General features: G+C 72.2%; 17 protein-coding genes. 9 read left to right on the forward strand and 8 right to left on the reverse strand.

What is annotated here, in order from left to right; genetic code table 11:
- Positions 1-94: 94 nt before the first annotated feature.
- Positions 95-940, reverse strand: coding sequence for a polyphosphate kinase 2 family protein (locus DFQ13_RS14660; protein ID WP_110080228.1), 846 nt, complete (start codon positions 938-940; stop codon positions 95-97).
- Between the two features lie 125 nt (positions 941-1,065).
- On the opposite strand from DFQ13_RS14660, the gene rocD reads away from it, so the two are divergent.
- From rocD to DFQ13_RS14680, 4 genes are all read left to right on the forward strand, one after another.
- On the forward strand, positions 1,066-2,280 hold the full coding sequence (rocD, locus tag DFQ13_RS14665; RefSeq protein WP_035282916.1) for an ornithine--oxo-acid transaminase: 1,215 nt from the start codon (positions 1,066-1,068) through the stop codon (positions 2,278-2,280).
- A 206-nt stretch (positions 2,281-2,486) separates the two neighbouring features.
- Complete coding sequence (locus tag DFQ13_RS14670) at positions 2,487-3,515, forward strand: hypothetical protein (protein ID WP_110080229.1); 1,029 nt, start codon at positions 2,487-2,489, stop codon at positions 3,513-3,515.
- A 37-nt stretch (positions 3,516-3,552) separates the two neighbouring features.
- Positions 3,553-3,837, forward strand: a complete 285-nt coding sequence (locus DFQ13_RS14675) for a hypothetical protein (RefSeq protein WP_035282912.1) — start codon at positions 3,553-3,555, stop codon at positions 3,835-3,837.
- A 55-nt stretch (positions 3,838-3,892) separates the two neighbouring features.
- The gene (locus DFQ13_RS14680; protein WP_035282910.1) at positions 3,893-5,911 is read left to right on the forward strand and encodes a hypothetical protein; all 2,019 of its coding nucleotides are present in this window, start codon (positions 3,893-3,895) and stop codon (positions 5,909-5,911) included.
- A gap of 46 nt (positions 5,912-5,957) precedes the next feature.
- Here the strand turns inward: DFQ13_RS14680 and DFQ13_RS14685 are convergent, their stop codons facing one another.
- The 4 genes from DFQ13_RS14685 to DFQ13_RS14700 form a co-directional block, all read right to left on the reverse strand.
- On the reverse strand, positions 5,958-6,953 hold the full coding sequence (locus tag DFQ13_RS14685; RefSeq protein WP_110080230.1) for a TIGR03842 family LLM class F420-dependent oxidoreductase: 996 nt from the start codon (positions 6,951-6,953) through the stop codon (positions 5,958-5,960).
- A 108-nt stretch (positions 6,954-7,061) separates the two neighbouring features.
- Entirely contained in the window at positions 7,062-8,447 is a 1,386-nt protein-coding gene (gene hydA, locus DFQ13_RS14690) for a dihydropyrimidinase (protein ID WP_110080231.1), read from the reverse strand.
- Positions 8,448-8,458: 11 nt separating this feature from the next.
- Positions 8,459-9,301 (reverse strand): nitrilase-related carbon-nitrogen hydrolase, encoded by an 843-nt coding sequence (locus tag DFQ13_RS14695; protein ID WP_035282905.1) that lies wholly within the window; start codon positions 9,299-9,301, stop codon positions 8,459-8,461.
- The gene (locus tag DFQ13_RS14700; protein ID WP_407643168.1) at positions 9,294-10,832 is read right to left on the reverse strand and encodes an NCS1 family nucleobase:cation symporter-1; all 1,539 of its coding nucleotides are present in this window, start codon (positions 10,830-10,832) and stop codon (positions 9,294-9,296) included. The genes DFQ13_RS14695 and DFQ13_RS14700 overlap by 8 nt, the downstream gene beginning before the upstream one ends.
- 281 nt (positions 10,833-11,113) lie before the next feature.
- On the opposite strand from DFQ13_RS14700, the gene DFQ13_RS14705 reads away from it, so the two are divergent.
- Positions 11,114-12,367 (forward strand): 2-isopropylmalate synthase, encoded by a 1,254-nt coding sequence (locus DFQ13_RS14705; RefSeq protein ID WP_219994457.1) that lies wholly within the window; start codon positions 11,114-11,116, stop codon positions 12,365-12,367.
- Positions 12,364-12,978, forward strand: a complete 615-nt coding sequence (locus DFQ13_RS14710; RefSeq protein WP_110080233.1) for a Sua5/YciO/YrdC/YwlC family protein — start codon at positions 12,364-12,366, stop codon at positions 12,976-12,978. The genes DFQ13_RS14705 and DFQ13_RS14710 overlap by 4 nt, the downstream gene beginning before the upstream one ends.
- Positions 12,979-13,330: 352 nt before the next feature.
- On the opposite strand, the gene DFQ13_RS14715 is transcribed toward DFQ13_RS14710, so the two are convergent.
- Complete coding sequence (locus tag DFQ13_RS14715) at positions 13,331-14,941, reverse strand: PucR family transcriptional regulator (protein ID WP_110080521.1); 1,611 nt, start codon at positions 14,939-14,941, stop codon at positions 13,331-13,333.
- A 96-nt stretch (positions 14,942-15,037) separates the two neighbouring features.
- Between DFQ13_RS14715 and DFQ13_RS14720 the strand changes: the two genes are divergently transcribed.
- Positions 15,038-16,345, forward strand: a complete 1,308-nt coding sequence (locus DFQ13_RS14720; RefSeq protein ID WP_110080234.1) for an aspartate aminotransferase family protein — start codon at positions 15,038-15,040, stop codon at positions 16,343-16,345.
- A complete protein-coding gene (locus DFQ13_RS14725) occupies positions 16,342-17,832 on the forward strand; it encodes a CoA-acylating methylmalonate-semialdehyde dehydrogenase (RefSeq protein ID WP_110080235.1) in 1,491 nt (496 codons plus the stop codon). The genes DFQ13_RS14720 and DFQ13_RS14725 overlap by 4 nt, the downstream gene beginning before the upstream one ends.
- A 52-nt stretch (positions 17,833-17,884) precedes the next feature.
- On the opposite strand, the gene DFQ13_RS14730 is transcribed toward DFQ13_RS14725, so the two are convergent.
- A complete protein-coding gene (locus DFQ13_RS14730) occupies positions 17,885-19,261 on the reverse strand; it encodes a S1C family serine protease (RefSeq protein WP_233438414.1) in 1,377 nt (458 codons plus the stop codon).
- A 134-nt stretch (positions 19,262-19,395) separates the two neighbouring features.
- Between DFQ13_RS14730 and DFQ13_RS14735 the strand changes: the two genes are divergently transcribed.
- Positions 19,396-21,468 (forward strand): S9 family peptidase, encoded by a 2,073-nt coding sequence (locus tag DFQ13_RS14735; protein ID WP_110080236.1) that lies wholly within the window; start codon positions 19,396-19,398, stop codon positions 21,466-21,468.
- Between the two features lie 55 nt (positions 21,469-21,523).
- On the opposite strand, the gene DFQ13_RS14740 is transcribed toward DFQ13_RS14735, so the two are convergent.
- Positions 21,524-22,351 carry a helix-turn-helix domain-containing protein gene (locus tag DFQ13_RS14740; protein ID WP_110080237.1) on the reverse strand — a complete coding sequence of 276 codons (828 nt, stop codon included), beginning with the start codon at positions 22,349-22,351 and terminating at the stop codon, positions 21,524-21,526.
- Positions 22,352-22,366: the final 15 nt, after the last annotated feature.

Genomic DNA, 22,366 nt, shown 5'->3' on the forward strand with positions numbered 1-22,366 from the left:
CGGCACCGAACGCGCGCGGCGACGGACCCCCACGTCGAGTACGACGCGGGGGTCCGTCGCCGTCCTGAGTCGAGCGGCGCCTCGGTACCCGGGATCAGCCCCAGGGGTCGGCGTAGGTGATCCTGGCCAGCTCCGCCGCCACGTCGTAGGTCGGCTCCGGCGGCGTCGGCGCCAGCTCCTCCAGCGTCTCCAGCAGCACGTTCGCCACGGCCCAGTTCCGGTACCACTTGCGGTCGGCGGGGACGATGTACCAGGGGGCCGCCGCGGTCCCGCACCGCTCCAGCGCCGCCCGGTAGGCCTCCTCGTACTCCGTCCACCGCGACCGGGCCACCAGGTCGGCCGGGTCGTACTTCCACTGCTTGGCCGGGTTCTCCAGCCGGGCGATCAGCCGCTCCCGCTGCTCCTCCGGGGAGATGTGCAGGAACACCTTCACCACGGTCGTGCCCGCCTCGGCCAGCTCGGCCTCGAACTCGTTGATCGCGAAGTACCGCGCGTCCCACACCTCGCGCGGCACCAGCTCCTGCACCCGCGCGATCAGCACGTCCTCGTAGTGCGAGCGGTCGAACACGCCGATGTACCCCGGCGGGGGCACCTGCTTGCGGACCCGCCACAGGAAGTCGTGCCGCAGCTCCTGCCGGGTCGGCGCCTTGAACGAGGTGACCCGCAGGCCCTGCGGGTTGACCAGCCCGCAGACGTGGGAGACCGTGCCGCCCTTGCCCGAGGTGTCCATGCCCTGCAGCACCAGCAGCACCGAGCGGCGGGACTCCGCGTACAGCGCCTCCTGCAGCACGGCGAGCCGCTCGCCCGTCGCGGCGAGGAGGTCGGCCGCCTCGGCCTTGGTCGCCGGGCCCACCGGGGTGTCGCGCGGACCCAGGTGCAGGCCCGAACCGGGGCGCACCCGCAGCGCGTCCCGAACGGACGGGACCGTCTTCTTCGCCATGCCCGAGAGCGTAGCCGGGCGGATGCAACGAACCCGCGCCAGAGTCGGTCAGCGCGCAACGAATGCACGCCACAAGCAACACCCGACGGCTGAAACCGACGTCCACGTGCGCCTAGCCTGGTCGCATGACCGCGACCGTGCCCCCCGCCACCACCCTGCCCGACCACATCGCGCTGGCCGAGCAGTGGAGCACGCACAACTACCACCCGCTGCCGGTGGTGGTCGCCGAGGCGCAGGGGGCCTGGGTGACCGATGTGCGCGGTCGGCGGTACCTGGATTTCCTGGCAGGCTACTCGGCGCTCAACTTCGGGCACCGCCACCCGGCGCTGGTCGCCGCCGCCGTCGACCAGCTCGGGAAGCTGACCCTGACCAGCCGCGCGTTCCACCACGACCAGTTCGGGCTGTTCTGCCGGGAGCTGGCGGAGCTGACCGGCACCGACCTCGTGCTGACGATGAACACCGGCGCCGAGGCGGTCGAGTCCGCGATCAAGGTCGCCCGGAAGTGGGCGTACGAGGTCAAGGGCGTCCCGGCCGACACCGCCGAGGTCATCGTGGTGGGCGGCAACTTCCACGGCCGCACCACCACCATCGTCTCCTTCTCCACCGACCCCACCGCCCGCGACGGCTTCGGCCCGTTCACCCCCGGTTTCCGCGTGGTCCCCTACGGCGACACCGCAGCGTTGCAGGCGGCCATCACCGACCGCACCGCCGCCGTCCTGGTCGAACCCATCCAGGGCGAGGCGGGCGTGGTCGTCCCGCCGCCGGACTACCTCCCCGCCGTCCGCCGCCTCTGCGACGCCAACGACGTGCTGCTCATCGCCGACGAGATCCAATCCGGCCTGGCCCGCACCGGCACCCTGTTCGCCCTCGACCACGAGGGCGTCCGCGCCGACCTCTACACCCTGGGCAAGGCCCTCGGCGGCGGCATCCTCCCCGTCTCCGCGGTCGTCGGCCGCCGCGACGTGCTCGGCGTGCTGCGCCCCGGCGAACACGGCTCCACCTTCGGCGGCAACCCGCTGGCCTGCGCCGTCGGCCGGGCCGTGGTGCGCCTGCTGGCCACCGGCGAGTTCCAGGAGCGCTCCACCACCCTCGGCGCCCACCTGCACGGCAGGCTCGGCGACCTCGTCGGCCACGGCGTGACCCGGGTCCACGGCCGCGGCCTGTGGGCGGGCGTCGAACTCACCGACCGGACCGGCCGCGCCGCGTCGGAGGCCCTGATGGCGCGCGGGGTGCTGTGCAAGGAGACCCACGGCACCACGCTGCGCATGGCCCCGCCCCTGGTCGTCACCGAAGCCGAGATCGACCACGGCATCGACACCCTGGCGCAGGTCATCGCCTGACCCCGTTCCCGCCCACCCGCACCCCGGCCTGCCCGCGACGCCCGTCGCGGGCAGGCCGGTCCCGTTCGGTCGGTGCGCCCGGAGTGCCCGCGCGGCTGCCTCCGAGGGCAACGGCGACCGCGGTCGCGCCCCTACCGTTGGCGGGGCAACACCGAGACCTGCCGCTCCCGGCCGGTGCCGCGACCAGGTGAAGGGAAGAGGCGCAGATGGACCAGGCCCTCGACGGCGCGCTGCGTGTCCTGCTTGACCACGACGTGCGCGACCCCGAGCTGCTGTTCACCGTGGTGGTCGAGGTCTACCAGGACCTGGACTCCGCGGGCAGCTCCGACTTCGACGCCCTGCGCGCCGCCCTCCTCGACCGCGCCGCGGTGGAGGGGTTCCCCGCCGCGGGCGAGGAATTGGCGCGGTACGCGGAGGGCAACGGCGGGGTGGAGCTGTTCCGCGCGGCCCAGGACGCCGGGGTCGCGACGCTGGCGGCGGAATTGCGGGGCATGGCCGCCGCCACCGAAGCGGAGCCCGAGGTGGACGACACGGCGTACGACGAGGGGGAGTGGGCCGCGTTCCTGCAGGAGTACGGGCCCTCCTGGGACGGGCAGGAGGAGAACTGGTCCGGGTTCGTGGACTACTTCCTCTTCTACGCCGCGGAGCGCGGCGTCGCCGCGCCCGCCAGGTCCTTCGTCGAGTACGCCGCGGACTCCGGGGACCGGGTGGGCTTCTTCGCGGGCTACGGCATCGCGATCGCGACCGCCGCGGAACCGGAGGCCGAACCCGACCCCGAGGTGTGGGCGGCGTTCCTGGCCGAGTTCGGACCGTCCTGGGACGGCACCGAGGAGGCGTGGGAGACCTTCACCCCGTACTTCCTCTTCTACGCCGACGAACGCGGTGTGCGGTCCTTCGCCGAGGCGTTCCTGGAGCACGCCCCGGCCACCACACCCGAGCGGGTCGAGTACTTCGCCGACTACGGCATCGTGATCGCCACCCCGGTGCCAGCGGCCCAGTCCGATGAGGACGACGTGCTCGAAGCGCTGGAGAACCTGTTCAGCCCCGAGGAGATCGCCGAGGCGCAGGACCGGTTCGGCGAGATCGCCCAGGAGTCCGACGCGATCCCGGACGCGGCCGTGGACGACATGAACGAGGCCTTCGCCCAGCTCGTCGCCGAGATGCCGGAAGCGGCCGCGCTGTCGCGGGAGCAGATGGCGCAACTGCTGGCGAGCATCCCGGCCGACCGGCTGTGAACACCCGCACCCACGCCGAACGAGAGGACCACCAGCCGTGACCAGCCAGGAAGCGGTCGACCTGACGGCGTTCCTAGAGCCGCTGCTCGCCAAGTACCGCGCCGTCAAGACCGCGCGGGGCGAGGACGGCGCGGCGATCACCGAGGCCGACCTGGCGCTGCTGATCGCCGAGTTGCAGGAGAGCGCCCTCAACCCCGCCGTCGAACAGGTGCTGGCGGAGGTGCCCGGCGCCGCCGCGCTGCCGCCGGAGCAGCTCGGCGAGATCCTGTCCACCGCCCTGGCCGAGGTCATCGTGAAAGCGATGGCGGGCGAAGCGAGCTGAACCCCCGCACCACCCACCCAGGACCCGCCCACGGTCACCAGAGGAGCGCGAAGCGATGACCGACCCCACCCCCGCCGCGGACCCGGCCGCGGTGCTGGCCGCGGCCAAGACCGCCATCCAGCAGCACGCCCGCCCGGCGCTTGCCCGGATCGGTCGCCAGAACGCCGACGTCACCGCCCCCGCCCCCGCGGCCGTCGCCGCGCTCACCTTCGGCCCGGTCGTGCAGACCCTGACCACGCACGCCCCGGTCGCCGCCCTGCTCCAGGGCGGCGTCGACCCGGCGCTGCGGCAGCGGGTGGACGAGTACCGGCTGCTCTTCGACAACCACATGGCCTTCTCGAACGGGATGCTCGCCCAGTGCGGGGACGTCATGGCCGCCTGTGACAGGCTGGCCGACTTCGAGTTCATGCACGCCACCGGGCACGGCAAGGCCGCCCTCGCCGCGCGGGCCGCGTTGCAGGACTGCGTGGTGCGCGGCCTGGCGGCGGAGAACGCGCTGCGCAGGCACGCCCAGTCGATCCCCCTGGCGCGCACCGACGCGGACTTCGCGAAGTTCGACGTGTTCGTCCGCGAGGAACTGGTCCCGCTGATCGAGCAGACGAAGCAGGTCATGACCAAGGCGGGGGCGGACTTCGCCGGGGCCGTCGAGTTCGAGTCCATCAAGGCGCTCGTGGTCCTGGACCCCGGCAAGCAGCGCAAGGCCCTGCAGGCCGGGCTGTGGATCATCGACCAGTGCGCCAACGCGATGCAGTTCAGCGGTGGCCTGTTCGGGGTGGTGCCCTCGCCGTTCACCACACCGGTGGCGGTGGGGTTGAGCAACGCCGCGACCGGCATCAAGGTGCTGATGGCCTTCGCGGGCAAGGCCGCGCTGTCCGCGCAGGCCGCCGCGGCGGTGAAGGACTACCAGGCGAACCACCAGAAGGGCGCGCAGTTCGCCGAGCACAACGCCGACCCCACCAAGATGCACCGGATGCTGACCGAGAAGCACATGGCGAACCTGGAGATCACCCTGGTGTGCGCCGACGGGCTGATCGGCGTGGGCACCAGCTTCTTCTCACCGCTGGGCCTGGTCTGGGACGTCGCCCGCAAGGGCATCACCAGCGCGATGCAGGGCTACCTCGGCCAGCGCCTGGCCCTGCTCCAGGAACTGCTGGGCAAGACGCAGGACACCGAGTCGGTCATCGTGTCGTTCGGCACGAGCCTGTTCGAGGAGTTCCGGGGCAACATCTTCACCATCCTCAACCCGCTGGACGCGCTCAAGGGCGCGGTGCTCGACCAGCTCGGCACCCGCATCGCCGAGATGATCGTGGAACGGTTGCCGATCGACCCGGCGCAGCCGGTGAACGGCTCGGCCATGCAGGCGGGCGTCGACTCCCTCGCCGAGGCGATGATCGCCGGGATGCCCAAGGTCGCGGTGGTCCAACCGCCCACGCCCGCCGCCACCGCGGCGGCGAGCAGGCCCACGGCCGACAACGCGGGCAACCCCGTGCAGTCGATCCTCAGCGGGGTCAAGACCGACGACCAGAACCGCGAGTACCGCAACGTCAAGATCGGTGGGCGGACCGGCGCGCTGTACGCGGACAACGGGGAGTTCGTGCCGGGGCCGATGGACGTGGTCAGCGAGGCGCTGATGGCCGTGCTGCCCGGCAGCGACGCCAAGGGCAGGCCGGTCGCGGAGGTCGACCTCGACACCGACTTCGCACCGGGCGCGCCCGGCACTGAGGGGGCGGACTTCAAGGGGCGCCCGCTGCGGGTGCGCGTCGCGGGCTACTGGGGCTTCATCGACTCCGCGGCCCCGAACGCCTTCTGGCCGATGGACGTCGACCCGACCGGGTTCGCCGACTGGAGCGACCGCGAGATCAAGCCGGACGGCTACATGCAGGCGGGCAAGCTGGTGAAGGGCCGGTGGCACAAGCCCTTCCCCGAGCGCTCCCACCTGCTCTTCGCGGCGGAGGACGGCACGCACCACTGGGCCAAGCCGCAGGACAACACCGGCAACGGCAAGGGCGCGGGCGCCACGATCGCCAGCCTGGCCACGAAGGTCAAGGACGGCTACGACCTGCGCGAGCTGTAGGCGGGAACCGCCCCGCACCGGCCGCCACCGGTGCGGGGCGGCCCGGTCAGCGCAGTGCCGGGATCACCTCGTCCCCGTAGGCCGCCAGCGTCTTCTCCCGCTCGTCGTGCATCAGGTAGACCGCGAACTGGTCCACCCCCAGCTCCTTGAGCTGCTGGAGCCGCCGCACGTGCGCCGAGGCGGGACCCACCAGGCAGAAGCGGTCCACGATGTCGTCGGGCACGAAGTCCGTCGACGGGTTGCCCGCCCTGCCGTGGTGGGCGTAGTCGTAGGACTCGCGGCCCCGGATGTACTCGGTCAGCTCCTTCGGGACCGGCCCGGACTCGCCGTAGCGGGCGACCAGGTCGGCCACGTGGTTGCCGACCATGCCGCCGAACCAGCGGAGCTGGTCGCGCTGGTGGGCGAGGTCGTCGCCGACGTAGGCCGGGGCGGCGACGCACACGGTGATCCCGCCCGGGTCGCGTCCCGCCGCGCCCGCCGCCTCGCGCACCGCGCCGATGGTCCACTCGGCGATCGCCGGGTCGGCGGTTTGCAGGATGAACCCGTCGGCGTGCTCGCCGACCAGCTTCAACGCCTTCGGCCCGTACGCGGCCATCCACACCTCCAGCCGCCCGTCGCGCACCCACGGGATGCGGACCGGTCCGCCGTGGTGTGCGACCTCGCGGCCCTCGGCCAGTTCCCGGATGACGTGCATCGACTCGCGCAGCACCGCCAGCGACGCGGGCCGCTGCCCGATCACCCGGCGGGCCGAGTCGCCCCGGCCGATGCCGCAGACGGTGCGGTTGCCGAACATGTCGTTGAGGGTGGCGAACAGCGACGCCGTCACCGACCAGTCGCGGGTGCTCGGGTTGGTCACCATCGGCCCGACCACCAGCGACCGGGTCTGGGCCAGGATCTGCGAGTAGACGACGAACGGTTCCTGCCACAGCACGCACGAGTCGAACGTCCAGCCGTGGCTGAACCCGCGCTGCTCGGCCTCCACCATCAGCCGCACCACGTCGCTCGCGGGCGGGTCGGTCTGCAACACCACACCGAAGTCCATGCCGGCCTCCTAGAGCTCTGTTTGATCTCTCCCGCCACCCGCCCCCTCGTCCCCACCCGGCACTGTCCCCGACTTGGCAGGGAGGGCGCAGCGGGCGTCGCGGAGAGTTCAGAGCAGGTACTGGGAGAGGTCGCGCTTCAGAAATCGTCCGTGTCCGGGCTTGCCGTGGAAAGCGCCGTCGGCGATGACCACCGAACCCCGGGAGAGCACCACGTCGACCCTGCCGGTGATCTCCATGCCCTCGTAGGCGGAGTAGTCCACGTTCATGTGGTGGGTCAGCGCGGAGATGGTCTGCGTCGCCGCCGGGTCGTAGACCACCACGTCGGCGTCGGCGCCGGGGGAAATGGTCCCCTTGCGGCCGGTCAGGCCGAACATCCGAGCCGGGGTGGTGGAGCTGATCTCCACCCAGCGCTCCAGGGTGATCTCCCCGGCCACCACGCCCTGGTGCAGCAGGTCCATCCGGTGCTCCACCCCGGGCATCCCGTTCGGGATCTTGGAGAAGTCGTCCCTGCCGAGCACCTTCTGGTCCTCGAAGCAGAACGGGCAGTGGTCGGTGGAGACCACCGACAGGTCGTTGGTCCGCAGCCCCCGCCACAGGTCGGCCTGGTGGTCCCTGGTCCGCAGCGGCGGCGAGGCCACGTACTTGGCGCCCTCGAAACCGGGTCTCGCCATGTCCTCGATCGACAGGTACAGGTACTGCGGGCAGGTCTCGGCGAACACGTTCTGCCCGGTGTTCCTGGCCGCCGCCACCGCCTCCAGCGCGTGCCGGGCCGACAGGTGCACGATGTAGAGCGGCGCCCCGGTGACCCCCGCCAGGGCGATCGCCCGCGACGTCGCCTCGCCCTCCAGTTCCGGCGGCCGGGTCAGCCCGTGCTCCACCGGGGCGGTCCGGCCCTCGGCCAGCGCCTGCGCCACGAGCTGGTCGATGGCGATGCCGTTCTCCGCGTGCATCATGATCATCGAGCCGGTCTCGGTGGCCCGCCGCATGGCGCGCAGGATGTCGCCGTCGGTGGAGTAGAAGACGCCGGGGTAGGCCATGAACATCTTGAAGCTGTTCACGCCCGCGTCGATGCACGGCTGCATCTCCTTGAGCGAGTTGTCGTCCACCTCAGAGATGATCATGTGGAAGCCGTAGTCGACGGCGCAGTCGCCGTCCGCCTTCGCGTGCCACTTGTCCAGGGTGGCCAGCAGCGACGTGCCGCGCGCCTGCACCGCGAAGTCGATGATCGTGGTGGTCCCGCCCCACGCCGCCGCCTCGGTGCCGGTGGCGAAGGTGTCGTGCGAGAACGTCCCGCCGAAGGGCATCTCCATGTGCGTGTGCGCGTCGATGCCGCCGGGGATCACGTACTTGCCGGTGGCGTCGATCGTCCGGTCCGCCTCGGTGATCAACCCCGGGGCGGTGACCGCGGTGATGACCTCGCCGTCCACGACCACGTCCGCGTGCGCGCGGCCGGTGGCGTTGACGACGGTCCCTCCCGTGATGATGGTGCGCATCCGTGGGCCTTTCAGGGCTTGGTGAGCGAGTCGTAGCTGTCGGGGCGGCGGTCCCGGTAGAACTGCCACAGGTCCCGCACCTCGGCGAGCAACCCCATGTCCAGATCGCGCACCACGACCTCCTCCTCCGTGTCCGACGCCGCCTCCCCGACGAGCTGCCCGCGCGGGTCGGCGAAGTAGGTCTGCCCATAGAAGTCGTTGTCGCCCAGCGGTTCCACACCCACCCGGTTGATCGCGCCGACGAAGTACTCGTTCGCCACCGCCGCCGCGGGCTGCTCCAACCGCCACAGGTACTGCGACAGGCCCCGGCTCGTCGCCGACGGGTTGAACACGATCTTCGCCCCGGCCAGGCCCAGCGCCCGCCAACCCTCCGGGAAGTGCCGGTCGTAGCAGATGTAGACGCCGATGCGGCCCACCGCGGTGTCGAAGATCGGGTAGTCCATGTTGCCGGGGCGGAAGTAGAACTTCTCCCAGAACCCCTTCACCTGCGGGATGTGGTTCTTGCGGTACTTGCCCAGGTAGGTGCCGTCGGCGTCGATCACCGCGGCGGTGTTGTAGTAGACGCCCACCTGCTCCTGCTCGTACATCGGCGCGACGATGACGATCCCGTGCCGGGCCGCGACCTCGCACAGCAGCTCGGTCGTCGGGCCGTCGGGGATGCCCTCGGTGTAGGAGTAGTAGTCCGCGTCCTGCACCTGGCAGAAGTACGGGCCGTAGAACAGCTCCTGGAGGCACACCACCTGGGCGCCCTGCGACGCCGCGGTCGCGATGTGGTCCACCGCGGCCCTGATCATCGAATCCTTGTCGCCGGTCCACTTCTGCTGGATGAGACCGGCCCTGACGACGTCAGACACGGACTTCCCCTTCCTGTGGGCGGGAGTTGTCCCGGTTGGGCAGTGACACGACGGTGTGGACGAGGAGGGCGGAGACGAACCCGACCGCCCAGTTGTAGTCGTAGAGCGGCTTGAGGAACGGGATCAGCCCGTCGTCGGGGAACGGCCCGCCGTACGCGCCGCCCACGGCCAGCACGGCACCGACCACCGTCGCCAGCACGGCCCTGGGGTTCCACCCGCCGGTGAACCAGTAGCGGCCCCCCTCGGCGTAGAGGTCGGCCACGTCGAGCCGGGTCTTGAGGACGAACCAGTACCCCGCGACCAGCACCCCCGCGATCGCCGCGAGCACCCCGCCGTAGAAGCCCAGCCAGGCGAAGATGTAGATGCCCGGGTCGGAGATCAGCCGCCACGGCATGATCACGACCCCGATCACCCCGGTGATCAGCCCACCCGCGGCGAAGGTGATCCGCTTCGGGAACGCGTTGGAGAAGTCGTAGGACGGGCTGACCACGTTCGCCGCGAGGTTGCACGAGACGGTCGCCAGCACCAGCGCCACCAGGGCGATCACCACCAGCACCGGGTTGTCGAACTTCGCCGCCAGCAGCGCCGGGTCCCACAGGTCCGGGTCCTCCCCGTAGAGCAACTGCCCACCGGAGGTCGTCAGGATCGCCACCACCGCGATGAACGTCATGGTCGTCGGCAGCCCCAGGACCTGCCCGCGCACCTGGGTCTTCTGCCCGCCGCCGAACCGGGTGAAGTCCGGCATGTTCAGCGACAGCGTCGCCCAGAACGCGATCATCGCCATCAGCGAGGGCGCGAACACCGCCCAGAACCCCGACCCCCACCCCAGCCTCGACGGCGCCGCCAGGATCGGCCCCAGTCCACCGGCCTTGACCAGCACATACCCCAGCAGGATCAGGAACCCCACCGACACCAGCGGGGCGGTCCAGTTCTCGAACCGCCGGATCGCCTCCATCCCCCGCCAGATGATCGCCATCTGCACCACCCAGAACAGCAGGAAGCTCACCCACAGCGTCCACGGCTGGTCGGCCACCCGCGCCGCGTCCACCCACCCGGCCCCGGCGAGCTTGCCCACGATCACGTACACCGCCTGCCCGCCCACCCAGGTCTGGATGCCGAACCACCCGCAGGCGATGAACCCCCGCAGCAGCGCCGCCAGGTTCGCCCCGCGCACCCCGAAGAACGCCCGGGCGAACACCGGGAACGGGATGCCGTACTTGGTGCCCGCGTGGCTGTTGAGCAACATCGGCACCAACACGATCAGGTTGCCGATCACGATCGTCATCAACGCCTGCACCCAGCTCATCCCCAACGCGATCAACGAGGCGGCGAGGGTGTAGCTGGGGATGTTGTGCGCCATCCCCATCCACAGCGCGAAGTAGTTGTAGGTCGTCCAGGTCCGCTGCGCCACCGGGACCGGCGCCAACTCGGCGTTGTGGAACCGGCTGCCCTCGATGCCGGACCGGTCGGTGAGTTCGACCCGGCCGTCCGGGAGGGTGCGCTGGGTGCCGCCGGTTTCCGCAGTGGCCATCATCCGCTCCGATGCTCGGGATCAGAGTTCCACCCCGGCATCCTTCGGGCAGGTCGAGGTCACCCGGCAGTGTCACTGTGTTCAGCCTTCGACCACTCGGCGAACACACTGCCGATTGCGCGCCGGGGACCGGATGTGCAGCGGGCACAAGGGTTACACCGTGGCAACTGGACTGTCACTCACCCGTCCGGTGGCAGTGTTCCACAGCCGGGTGAGGACTCCTCAGCGCGGGTGCCGGGTGATCGACAACACTGGTGACGGATCGGTGGTCGTGTGTGTTCATGGGCAGGACGAGAAGCGGGTACGAGGAGGCGTTCGTGGACCTGGTCCGGGAGTCGGCGCAGGCCGGTCGGATGGTGCTGTGGGAGGAGTCCGCCCGGGACGGGGCGCAGGGCAAGACCCTGATGTCGGCCGACTTCCGGGTGCGGCTGGCCCGGGCGCAGGGCGCGCTGTTCGGCGCGGACGGCCCCCGGCACGTGGTGTTCGCCGCAGGTTTCCCCGCCGTGTGCCGCGAGGAGTTCGACGCCACCCGGCGGGTCGCCCTCGAAGCGGGCGACGCGGTCACCCCCGCCGCCGTCTGCCGGGGGACCACCGCCGACGTCCGCCAGGCCTGCGCGTCCGTCGCGGGCGCCCCGGGCGCCCGGGTGATGGTCGTCGTCCCCGCGTCGGAGGTCATGGCCGACGTCATGGTGCACCGCCCCCCGGCACAGGCCCTCACGGCCGCGGCCGACTTCGTCGACGCGGCCAGGGCCGAGGGCACCCACGTCGACATCTGCTTCGCCGACGCCACCCGCGCCGACGTGGGCCTGATGGCCGACCACGCCACCTCCCTCACCGCCGCGGGCGCGGGCACGGTGGTCCTGGCCGACACGGTGGGCCGACTGCTCACCCACGAGGCGACGTCGCTGTTCACCGACCTCCACTCCCGAGTCACCGACGAGGTCGTCCTGGCCTCCCACCTGCACAACGACCTCGGCCTGGGCCTGCCCAACACCCTCGCCGCCATCACCGCGGGCACCCGCGTGGCAGCCTGCTCCTGGCTCGGCATCGCCGAACGCAGCGGCATGGTCGCAACGGAGCAACTGCTGTTCCTCCTGTCCCAGCGCGCGGAGGATCTGCTCGGCCCGGGCACCGCCCTCTGGCACACGCCCCCGGACCTGACCGGCGTCCCCCCGATCGCCCGAATGGTCGCCGAGGAGACGGGCATCCCCCTCACCGTCACCACCCCGATCGTCGGCACCGGCGTGGGAACCATCTCCACCGGCACCCCCTTCGCCCACCCCCGCACCTTCGAGCCGTACGACCCGCACGAGGTCCTGGGCATCGAACCCACCGTCCTGCTCACCCACCTCGCCAGCGCCCGGGTCCTCCGCGCGGTCGCCCAGCGCCTCGGCCACGACCTGACGGGGGAGGAAACCGCGGAAGCGCTGGACTGGGTCAAGTCCGAGGCATACCGCCGCAACCAAGCCCACATCCCCGACGCGGACCTCGCCGGCTTCCTCGACTCCCGGAACACCCCGGCGGCCACCCGATGATCACCGACCGCCCTGCTGTCCGCGCCGCCCTGGAATCCGGCTCAGCGGTCGTCCTCCCCAACCCGGCCCCCCTCACCTGCGTCGTCGCGGCCACGGACCCGGCCGCGGTCAACCTGGCCAAGTCCCGCCCCGCCGACCAACCGGTCGCCACCTGGACGGCATCCCCGCAACGCTGGGCCGATGTCGTGCCCGACCTCGCCCTGCCCGCTCGTCTGGTCGAGACCGCCCACCACCTCCTGACCCGTGAACTGGTCACCCTCCTGGTGCCCGTCCGGCCGCGCCCGGCGCTGGCCCCCTCGACCCGCGACGGCTACGCGCTCCTGTTCGGCGCGCACACCATGACGGAGCTGTTCGAGGGCCTGGGCCCGATCTACGTCAGCAGCGCCAACCGCACCGGCCACGCCCCGGCGCCCACGCCCGAAGCGGCTGCCCGGATGTTTCCGCCCACCGTCCCCATCCTGGGCGCCGAGAGCACCCCAGGAGACCGCCGCGCCACCACGACCCTCAAGCTCACCCCGGAGGGTGAACTAACCTTGACCCGCACGGGCGCCCAGGACCACGCGAACGGCGGCCCGGCGGCATACCTGCGGCTGCTGACCGATCGGTGGTGAGAAGGGCTACGGCACCGCGAGGAGGCGCTGCCGCTAAGGTCAGCGTTGAGCCGTGAAAGCGAATGAAAAAAGCCGTTGCGGTTCGGAAGTCCGCAGGTCAACAAGTGTCCTCCCCGCGCAAGCGGGGCTGTTCCCGCCTGGGGTTTCACCTGGGCACCCGCGCCGGAGTTCTCCCCGCGCAAGCGGGGCTGTTCCCGCTCCTGATCGTCACTGCCCCGGCCGCCCACTCGTCCTCCCCGCGCAAGTGGGGCTGTTCCCGTCGGGCGTCCGTTCGATGGCGGCGCCGCGATGTTTTCCCCGCGCAAGCGGGGCTGTTTGTGACTGGACTGCGACAGTGCGGGGCGTGCCCCGGTCACTCGGCCGCGGGTGGCCGGTTCGTGCGGATCTCGGTGACCAGCAGGGCGACGTGCAGGGACAGCACCGATTCCGGCGAGTCCAGGGATACACCCAGGACCTGTTCGATCCGCGCCAACTGCTGGTAGTAAGCCGTCCTGGACATGTGCGCCGCCGCAGCGGCGGCGGACTTGTTGCCGCCGTGGGCGCAGTAGTGGCGGAGGGTGTCCATCAGGCGGCTGCCGTGCGCCTTGTCCCTGGCGGCGAGGGCGCCCAGTTCGCGGTCGGCGAAGGCGAGCAGGCGGTCGTCGTCGGCCAGGAGGTGCAGGAGGCCTCGGAGGCGGACGTCCTGGAGGCGGTGGAAGGGTTTCGGTGAGGGGGTGCTCAGGGCGGCTTGGGCGACGTGGGCGGCTTCGGTGAGGCTGCGGCGGGCTTGGCCCACCTCGGTGACCGTGGTGCCCGCCGCCAGGACCACCGGTTGGTGCAGTTCGCGCGACAGGCGGTTGAGCACACCGTCCACATCGGCCGCCGTGGTCAGCGACAGCAGGGTGCGGACGCTGACGTCGTCCACGATGCCGACCAGGGCTGCGACCCGGGCGCGGCGCGCTGCCAGCGCTGTTGCCTCGGCGAGGTCGCGCAGGGTTTCCGCCACGGCCATGGCGTGCGCTGTCCCCACCGTTGTCGATGGGCGCACGCACACGCCGATCAGTCGCCTGCCCCGCAGCGGGATTCCCAGGGCCTCCGAGCGGGCCACGAGGTCCCCCGGCGGTGTCGGGGAGGCCAGCAGTTCCGCCAGCAGCGTCCGGTGCGCGTGCCGCTCCAGCCCTTCCCGCTCGCGGGCCGCCAACCGGTGCACCGCCAGCGCTGACGCCGCCCGTTCGGCGATGACCACGTGCCGGTGCGCGGGTTCCGACGGGCACAGCAGGACCAGCCGACCCCAGTCGTTGCCGCGGGCGCCGACCACCGTGACCAGCCAGCCCGCCTGCGCGTGGTAGCCCGTTCGCTCCGACAGCACCACGTTCCTGGACCGCTGCGCCCAGTCCGCCAGGAGTTCCCCCGGTGCGCCGCCCGCCGTGTCGTAGGCCAGCACGTCGTGGCCCAGGGTTTCCAGGACGACCGGGAGTCCCGCCGACCGGGTCACCTCCCGCAGCACCTCCGCGGGTTCCGCCCCGGCGACCGTCAGGGCGGTGAACGTCTCGTGCACCTGCCCGGCCGCCCGCAGTTCCGCGACCTGGGCGTCCACGATGAGTCCGGCGACGGCCTCGGTCACCGCGACGAACCGGGTTTCCCGGCCCAGCGTGACCAGGGGCAGCCCGCGCCGCTCGGCGGCCGAGGCGAGGGCGGGGGGCAGGGCGTCGCTCCAGTGGCGGACCAGTTCGACCACCAGGCCCGCGGCGCCGACGTCGGCCAGGTCGTCGACGTAGCGGGTCAGGCCGGGTGGGTCGTCGGGGAGGGCGATGCCGGTGGTGAGGACGAGTTCGCCGCCGCGCAGCAGGCCCGCGATGTCGGCGACCTCGGCCGCGTGCACCCAGCGCACCCGCGACGACAGGCCCGCCGCCCCGGCCACCACGGTCGGGGCGCCGTGGCGGAACACGGGCAGGGCGAGGACTTCCGAGACCGTGGGGTACACCGGCACAGTGTAGGGAACAGGTTGTGCGGTCGGGGTGGTTCGACCGGCACACTGTGTCCATGGCGCCGGGGTCGGCGGGCGGTCACACTCGCGACCATGGCCGACACCGAGCAGACTCCGCTGATCGACCGCCACCGGGCCGTGCTGCCGTCCTGGCTGGCCCTCTACTACCGGGACCCGATCGAGATCACCCGCGCCGGGGGCAGGCGGGTGACCGACTCGACCGGCGCCACCTACCTCGACTTCTTCGCGGGCATCCTGACCAACGCCATCGGCTACGACGTGCCCGAGATCAGCGGCGCGATCCGCCGCCAGCTCGACACCGGGGTGCTGCACACCTCGACGCTGTACCTGATCCGGCAGCAGGTGGAGCTGGCGGAGAAGATCGCGGAACTGTCCGGCATCCCGGACGCGAAGGTGTTCTTCACCAACTCCGGAACCGAGGCCAACGAGACCGCCCTGATGCTGGCCACCCAGTTCCGCCGCAGCAACCAGGTCCTGGCGCTGCGCAACTCCTACCACGGTCGCGCTTTCGGCACGGTCGGCATCACCGGCAACCGCGGGTGGTCCACGAGTTCACTCTCCCCGGTGAAGGTCAGCCACGTGCACGGCGGCTACCGCTACCGCAGCCCGTTCGGCCACCTGCCCGACGCCGACTACGTCGCCGCCTGCGTCGAGGACCTGCGCGAGGTCTTGCTGACCACCACCTCCGGCGACGTGGCCTGCATGGTCGTCGAGCCGATCCAGGGCGTCGGCGGGTTCAGCTCCCCGCCCGACGGGTTGTTCGGGGCGTTCAAGGAGGTGCTCGACGAGACCGGCATCCTGCTGATCTCCGACGAGGTGCAGACCGGCTGGGGCCGCACCGGTGACCACTTCTGGGGCATCTCCGCCCACGGGGTGACCCCCGACGTGATGACCTTCGCCAAGGGCCTGGGCAACGGCCTGGCCATCGGCGGCGTGGTCGCGCGCGGCGACGTCATGGACTGCTTCACCGCCAACTCCATCTCCACCTTCGGCGGCAACCCGCTCGCCACCGCGGGCGCCAAAGCGGCCTTGGACTACCTGCTGGACAACGACCTCCAGGGCAACGCCGCCAAGATGGGAGCCCGCTTGAGCGCGGGCCTGCACGACATCGCCGCGGGCAACCCGGTGGTGGGGGACGTGCGTGGCAAGGGCCTGATGCTCGCCGTCGAGCTGGTCGAGCCGGGCACCCGCGAACCCGACCCGGCCGCGGCGGTGACCGTGCTGGAGCAGACCAGGGCCCACGGGCTGCTGGTCGGCAAGGGCGGTCTGCACAACAACGTCATCCGGCTGGCGCCGCCGATGACGCTCACCGAGGACGAGGTGGACGAGGCGCTCGACGCGCTCGGTCACGCCGTCGCGGCGGTCGGGGTGGGCGAGTGAGCAGGCTGATCACGCACTGGATCGACGGCAAGGCCTGGTCGGGCACCGCCGAGCGGACGGGCGAGGTGTTCGACCCGGCGACCGGTCGGGTGGCCGGGCACGTCGACTTCGCCGGGCCCGCGGAGGTCGAGGCGGCGGTGGCCGCGGCCCGCGCCGCCTTCCCGGGGTGGCGGGACGCGTCGCTGGCCCGCCGGTCGAGCGTCCTCTTCGGATTCCGCGAACTGCTCAACGCGCGCCGTGCCGAGCTGGTCGAGATCGTCACCGCCGAGCACGGCAAGGTCCTCGACGACGCGGCGGGCGAGGTGCAGCGGGCGCTGGAGGCCGTCGAGTTCGCGTGCGGGGTGCCGACGCTGCTCAAGGGCGGGTACAGCGAGAACGTGTCGGGCAACGTGGACGTGTACTCGATCCGGCAGCCGCTCGGCGTGGTCGGGGTGATCTCGCCGTTCAACTTCCCGGCGATGGTGCCGCTGTGGTTCGTGCCGAACGCGGTGGCGTGCGGGAACGCGGTGGTGCTCAAACCATCGGAGAAGGACCCGTCGGCGGCGGTGTTCATCGCCGAGTTGTTCGCCGAGGCCGGGCTGCCCGCCGGTGTGCTCAACGTCCTGCACGGCGACAAGGCCGCGGTCGACGGCCTGCTGGAGCACCCCGACGTGCGCTCCATCTCCTTCGTCGGCTCCACCCCCATCGCCCGGTACGTCTACGAGACCGGCACCCGCAACGGCAAGCGCGTGCAGGCCCTCGGCGGCGCGAAGAACCACATGGTCGTGCTCCCCGACGCCGACCTGGACCTGGCGGCGGACGCGGCGGTCTCGGCCGGGTTCGGCTCCGCGGGCGAGCGCTGCATGGCGGTGTCGGTGGTCGTCGCCGTCGACCCGGTCGGCGACGACCTGGTGGCCCGGATCACCGACCGCATCGGTGGGCTCAAGGTGGGCGACGGCAGGCGCCCCGGCTGCGAGATGGGGCCGCTGGTGACCGCCGCGCACCGCGACCGGGTCGTCTCCTACGTCGAGAACCCCGAGGGCGCCACCCTCGCCGTCGACGGCCGCGACCACGAGGTCGACGGGGACGCGGGCGGCTTCTGGCTCGGCCCCACCCTCTTCGACCACGTCCGCCCCGACACGGCCCTCTACCGGGACGAGATCTTCGGCCCCGTGCTCTGCGTGGTCCGCGCCCAGTCGTACTCGGAGGCGCTGGACCTGGTCAACGCCAACCCCTACGGCAACGGGACCGCGATCTTCACCAAGGACGGCGGCGCCGCCCGGCGCTTCCAGAATGAGGTCGAGGTGGGCATGGTCGGCGTGAACGTCCCCATCCCGGTCCCGGTCGGGTACTACTCCTTCGGCGGCTGGAAGGACTCCCTCTTCGGCGACACCCACGCCTACGGCCCCGACGGCATCCACTTCTTCACCCGGACCAAGGTCGTCACCAGCCGCTGGCCCGACCCCTCCCACGGCGGCGTCAACCTGGGCTTCCCCCGCAACACCTAGGCGAGCCGGTGCCCGAGTCCGTCCGGGGAGGCGGGCTCGGGTACGGGTGGGTTCAGCCGATCCTGGAGATCACCTGCTCGGCGGTGTCGATCGGGATCGAGAAGCCGATGCCGACGCTGCCCGCCGCGCCGTCCGAGGTGGACACGGGGGAGTAGATGGCGGAGTTGATGCCGATGACCCGGCCCGCGGTGTCGAACAGCGGTCCGCCGGAGTTGCCCTGGTTGATCGAGGCGTCGGTCTGGATCGCCTTGTAGGACACGGTCGAGCCGCCGGACACGCGGCTGGTGGGGCCCTCCGAGCCGATGTTCACGTCGCGGTCGAGGGCGCTGACGATGCCCGTGGTCACCGTCCCCTGCAAACCGGCGGGGGAGCCGATGGCGATCACCTGGTCACCGACCCTGACCGCCGACGAGTCGCCCAGGGTGGCTGCGGTCAGCCCGCTGACGCCCTGGACCTGGATGACCGCGAGGTCCGCGCCAGCGTCGGAGCCGACCACGGTGGCCGGGGCGGTCTTGCCGTCGGAGAAGGTGACCGTGATGTCGCGGGCGCCCTCGACCACGTGGTTGTTGGTCAGGATGCGGCCGTCGGCGCTGAGCACCACACCGGAGCCGATGCCCTCGGCGTTGCCCAGCCGCACGGTGATCTGCACGACGCTCGGCATCACCTTCGCGGCGATGGCGGACACGTCGGTGGCCGTGGTCGCCGACAGCGGCGCCGCGTTCGAGGTGGCGGTGGTCGAGGTCGCGGTGGACGCGCCGTCGGAGCCGATGACCGCCCCCGCCGCCCCGCCGAGCAGACCCGCGCCGAGCACCGACGCCGCCACCAGGGCCACCGCACCCCGCCGCAGCCTGCCCTGCCTCGGCTGCGGCAGCACCTGCCGCTGGTAGAAGGCGGGGATCTGCTGCCCGTACCCGGCCTGCCCACCCCGGCCCTGCTCGGAACCCGCCGCCTGCGGGTGAGCGGCCTGAGCAGGCCCGCCCCGCGCATGACCCGCCTGCGCGGCGGCCGGGTCGTGCTGCCCGACCAGGGGCCTGCCGTCGGGGTGCTGCGCCAATGGCGGTGGCTGGTGGCCGTTGGGCCGGTGCCCGTACCCGGCCTGCTCGCCCCGCCCCTGCTCGGCCGCTGCCTGCGGCATGTGGGCGCCGGGGTGCTGCACCTGCTGCCCGGCCTGGTGCACGCCGGGGTGCTGCGCCGAGGTGGGGGCGTGCTGTCCGGCCTGCGGCTGGGCGCCGGGGGCGGGCGGGGACTGCGGACCGGGGGCCGCCTGCTGGGGCGTCTGCGGGGCTGGGCGCTGCTGCGGGTGGCCGGGTTCGACTCGACCGGCGGGCTGCTGCCACGGCTGGGAAGAACCGCCGGGGTTCGCGGGGGGCTGCCACGCGGCGCGCGGTTCGGGGGTCTCGTTCGGCTGCTGCGGTCCGGGGTTCGTCATGGCATGGACTCTCCTGCCGGATCTTGAGAACAACCTGTGCGCAGGCGAGGGATTGCCCAAGAGAGCGGACCCACCCCCGGCGGCAGCGGATCGTCGGGTCCCCTCCGACCGGTCCGCCCGACTAGGTTGGGGCCGTGACCAGTGACACCTCCTTCCTCCGGCTCCAGGCGCGCACCCAGCGCTTCACGCTCGGTTCCCCCCGCGAGTTCCGCATCGCCGCCGACGGCAGCCACGTCCTGTTCCTGCGGTCGTCCTCCGGGGAGGACCGCACGCACGCCCTGTGGGTGCAGGACCTGTCCACCGGGCAGGAGACCCGGCTGGGTGACCCCGGCGAGCTGCTGCTGGGCGGCACCGAGGAGCTGTCGGCCGAGGAGCGGGCCCGGCGCGAGCGCTCCCGCGAGCAGGGCGGCGGCGTGATGGGCAACGCCACCGACGCCGCCGCCAGGGTGTGCGCGTTCGCGCTGTCCGGGCGGCTGTTCGTGGCCGACGCGCTGACCGGCGCGGCGGGCGAGGTGGCCACCGCCACCCCGATCATCGACCCCCGGCCCAACCCCGACGGCACGCACGTCGCGTACGTGTCCGGGGGTGCCCTGCGGGTGGTCGGCATCGACGGCGCCGACGACCGGGCGCTGGCCGAGCCCGGCGGCCCGGACGAGACCTACGGGCTGGCCGAGTTCATCGCCGCCGAGGAGATGGGTCGCTCGCGCGGCTTCTGGTGGTCCCCGGACGGCACCCGGCTGCTGGTCGCGCACGCCGACAAGGGCGCGGTGCGGCGCTGGCACATCGCCGACCCGGCCGACCCGGCCGCCACCCCGCACGTGGTGTCCTACCCGGCCGCGGGCACCGACAACGTGACCGTCCGCCTGGAGGTCATCGGCCTCGACGGCACCCGCGTCCCGGTCGACTGGGACAACCGGGCCACCTCGTACCTGGTGGCGGTGCACTGGTCGGCCGCGGGCAAGCCGCTGATCGCCGTGCAGTCCCGCGACCAGAAGACGGTCGAGGTCCGCGCCGTCGACCCGGACACCGGCGCCACCGAGCTGCTGCACACCGAGACCGACGACACCTGGGTGGAGATCTCCCCCGGGGTGCCCGCGTGGACCCCGGGCGGTGACCTCGTCCGCATCGCCGCCCGCGACGGCGCGAACCGGCTGTTCGTCGGCGAGGAGTGCGTCAGCGGCGACCTCCAGGTGCGCTCGGTGCTGCACGTCGGCGACGACGTCCTGTTCACCGCCTCCGCCGAGGACCCCACCCAGGTCCACGTGTACACCTCCGGCCCGCACCGGGTGTCCACCGAGGACGGCGTGCACAGCGCGACCCGGGCGGGCGACGTCACCGTGCTGGTGTCCTGGTCGCTGGAGTGGGCCGGGCCGAAGGTGCGGGTGCTGCGCGGCGGCGAGGAAATCGGCACCGTCACCAGCCTGGCCACCGAGCCGCCGATCGTGCCCGACGTCCGGCTGCTCACCGTCGGCGAGCGCGGGCTGCGGGTGGGCCTGCTGTACCCGACCGGGCACGTCCCGGGCACCAAGGTCCCGGTGCTGATGGACCCCTACGGCGGACCGCACGCGCAGCGGGTGCTCTCGACCCGCAACGCCTTCGTGAACCCGCAGTGGCTGGCCGACCAGGGCTTCGCCGTCCTCGTCGCCGACGGCCGCGGCACGCCGGGGCGCGGCCCGGAGTGGGAGCGGGCGATCGCCGGGGACTTCGCGGGCGTCACCCTGGCAGACCAGGTCGACGCGCTGCGCGCCGTCGCCGCCGAGCACCCCGACCTCGACCTGGACCGGGTCGGCATCCGCGGCTGGTCCTACGGCGGCTACCTGTCCGCGCTCGCCGTGCTGCGCGCCCCCGAGGTGTTCCACGCCGCCATCTCCGGTGCCCCGGTCACCGACTGGCGCCTGTACGACACCCATTACACCGAGCGCTACCTCGGCCACCCCGACGAGCGGCCCGAGGTGTACGACCGCAACTCGCTCATCGACGACGCGCCCAACCTGGACCGGCCGCTGCTGCTGATCCACGGCCTCGCCGACGACAACGTGGTGGTGGCGCACTCGCTGCGGCTGTCCACCGCACTGGTGGCGGCGGGCCGCCCGCACGCCCTGCTGCCGCTGCCCGGGGTCACGCACATGACCCCGCAGGAGGACGACGTGGCGGAGAACTTCATGCTGATGCAGTTGCGCTGGCTCAAGGGCGCCCTCGGCGTCTGAGCGCCGCGGCGGCGGGGAACCCTGGTGGCAGAACGGGTTCCCCGCCGCCGCCGTTTCAGCTCCGGTCGTGATCGGCCGCGATCCGGGTCATCAAGTTCACCGAATCGATATGATCAAGCGCCGCTGAGGCGATGGTGGCGGTGATCGCGGTGAACAGCTCGACGTGCTCGGGGGCGTCCAAGAAGCCCGAGGAGCCCTCGTGTTCCAGGTAGACCAGCGGGGACGACTTGCGGAAGCGCAGCACCGCGAAGCGCCCCGGGTTGCGGTAGCCGCCGTGCCGGAACGGCACCACCCGGACGGTCACGTTGGACTGCCGCGCCCGGCTGATCAGCCACCGGATCTGCGCGGCCATCGCCACCCCGCCGCCCACCGGCCTGCGCAGCACCGCCTCGTCCAGGAACGCCACGTACTCCGGCGCGGACAGCTTCGACAGCACCGCCTGCCGCCCCACCCTGGCGCTCACCCGTTGCTCCAGCGCGGTGCCGAACGCCATGCTCTGCGCCTGCGCGGCCCGGGCGTACTGGGCGGTCTGCAGCAGCCCGGGCACCGAGGTCGGGGCGAAGTCGACGATCGTGGTCGCCTGCGCCTCGAACCGGGTCAGCGCGGCCGGGTCCGGCGCCATCCCCAGCCAGCCGGGGACGGGGAGTTCGCCCGCCAGTTCCAGCACCGCCCTGCGGTCGTCGGTGGTGGCGCCGTAGACGGCCAGCATGCCGCCCAGTTCCTCGGTGGAGGCCTCGCGCTTGGCGTTCTCGGTGCGGTTGAGGCTCGCCGAGGAGATGCCCAGCCGCCGGGCGGCGCCCCGGGTGGTCAGCCCGGAGCGGACCCGCAGCGTGGTCAGCTCGGTGGCGAGCGCCCGCATCCGCGCGGACAGTCGTTCACTCATGCGGCCACAATGGGC

This window comes from Actinokineospora spheciospongiae (assembly GCF_003182415.1).
Lineage (GTDB): Bacteria > Actinomycetota > Actinomycetes > Mycobacteriales > Pseudonocardiaceae > Actinokineospora > Actinokineospora spheciospongiae.

Bases quoted from the DNA above. Each gene is read 5' to 3' on its own strand.
- DFQ13_RS14660 (WP_110080228.1), bottom strand. From the start codon at position 940: ATGGCGAAGAAGACGGTCCCGTCCGTTCGGGACGCGCTGCGGGTGCGC.
- rocD (WP_035282916.1), top strand. From the start codon at position 1,066: ATGACCGCGACCGTGCCCCCCGCCACCACCCTGCCCGACCACATCGCG.
- DFQ13_RS14670 (WP_110080229.1), top strand. From the start codon at position 2,487: ATGGACCAGGCCCTCGACGGCGCGCTGCGTGTCCTGCTTGACCACGAC.
- DFQ13_RS14680 (WP_035282910.1), top strand. From the start codon at position 3,893: ATGACCGACCCCACCCCCGCCGCGGACCCGGCCGCGGTGCTGGCCGCG.
- DFQ13_RS14685 (WP_110080230.1), bottom strand. From the start codon at position 6,953: ATGGACTTCGGTGTGGTGTTGCAGACCGACCCGCCCGCGAGCGACGTG.
- hydA (WP_110080231.1), bottom strand. From the start codon at position 8,447: ATGCGCACCATCATCACGGGAGGGACCGTCGTCAACGCCACCGGCCGC.
- DFQ13_RS14700 (WP_407643168.1), bottom strand. From the start codon at position 10,832: ATGGCCACTGCGGAAACCGGCGGCACCCAGCGCACCCTCCCGGACGGC.
- DFQ13_RS14705 (WP_219994457.1), top strand. From the start codon at position 11,114: ATGGGCAGGACGAGAAGCGGGTACGAGGAGGCGTTCGTGGACCTGGTC.
- DFQ13_RS14710 (WP_110080233.1), top strand. From the start codon at position 12,364: ATGATCACCGACCGCCCTGCTGTCCGCGCCGCCCTGGAATCCGGCTCA.
- DFQ13_RS14720 (WP_110080234.1), top strand. From the start codon at position 15,038: ATGGCCGACACCGAGCAGACTCCGCTGATCGACCGCCACCGGGCCGTG.
- DFQ13_RS14730 (WP_233438414.1), bottom strand. From the start codon at position 19,261: ATGACGAACCCCGGACCGCAGCAGCCGAACGAGACCCCCGAACCGCGC.
- DFQ13_RS14740 (WP_110080237.1), bottom strand. From the start codon at position 22,351: ATGAGTGAACGACTGTCCGCGCGGATGCGGGCGCTCGCCACCGAGCTG.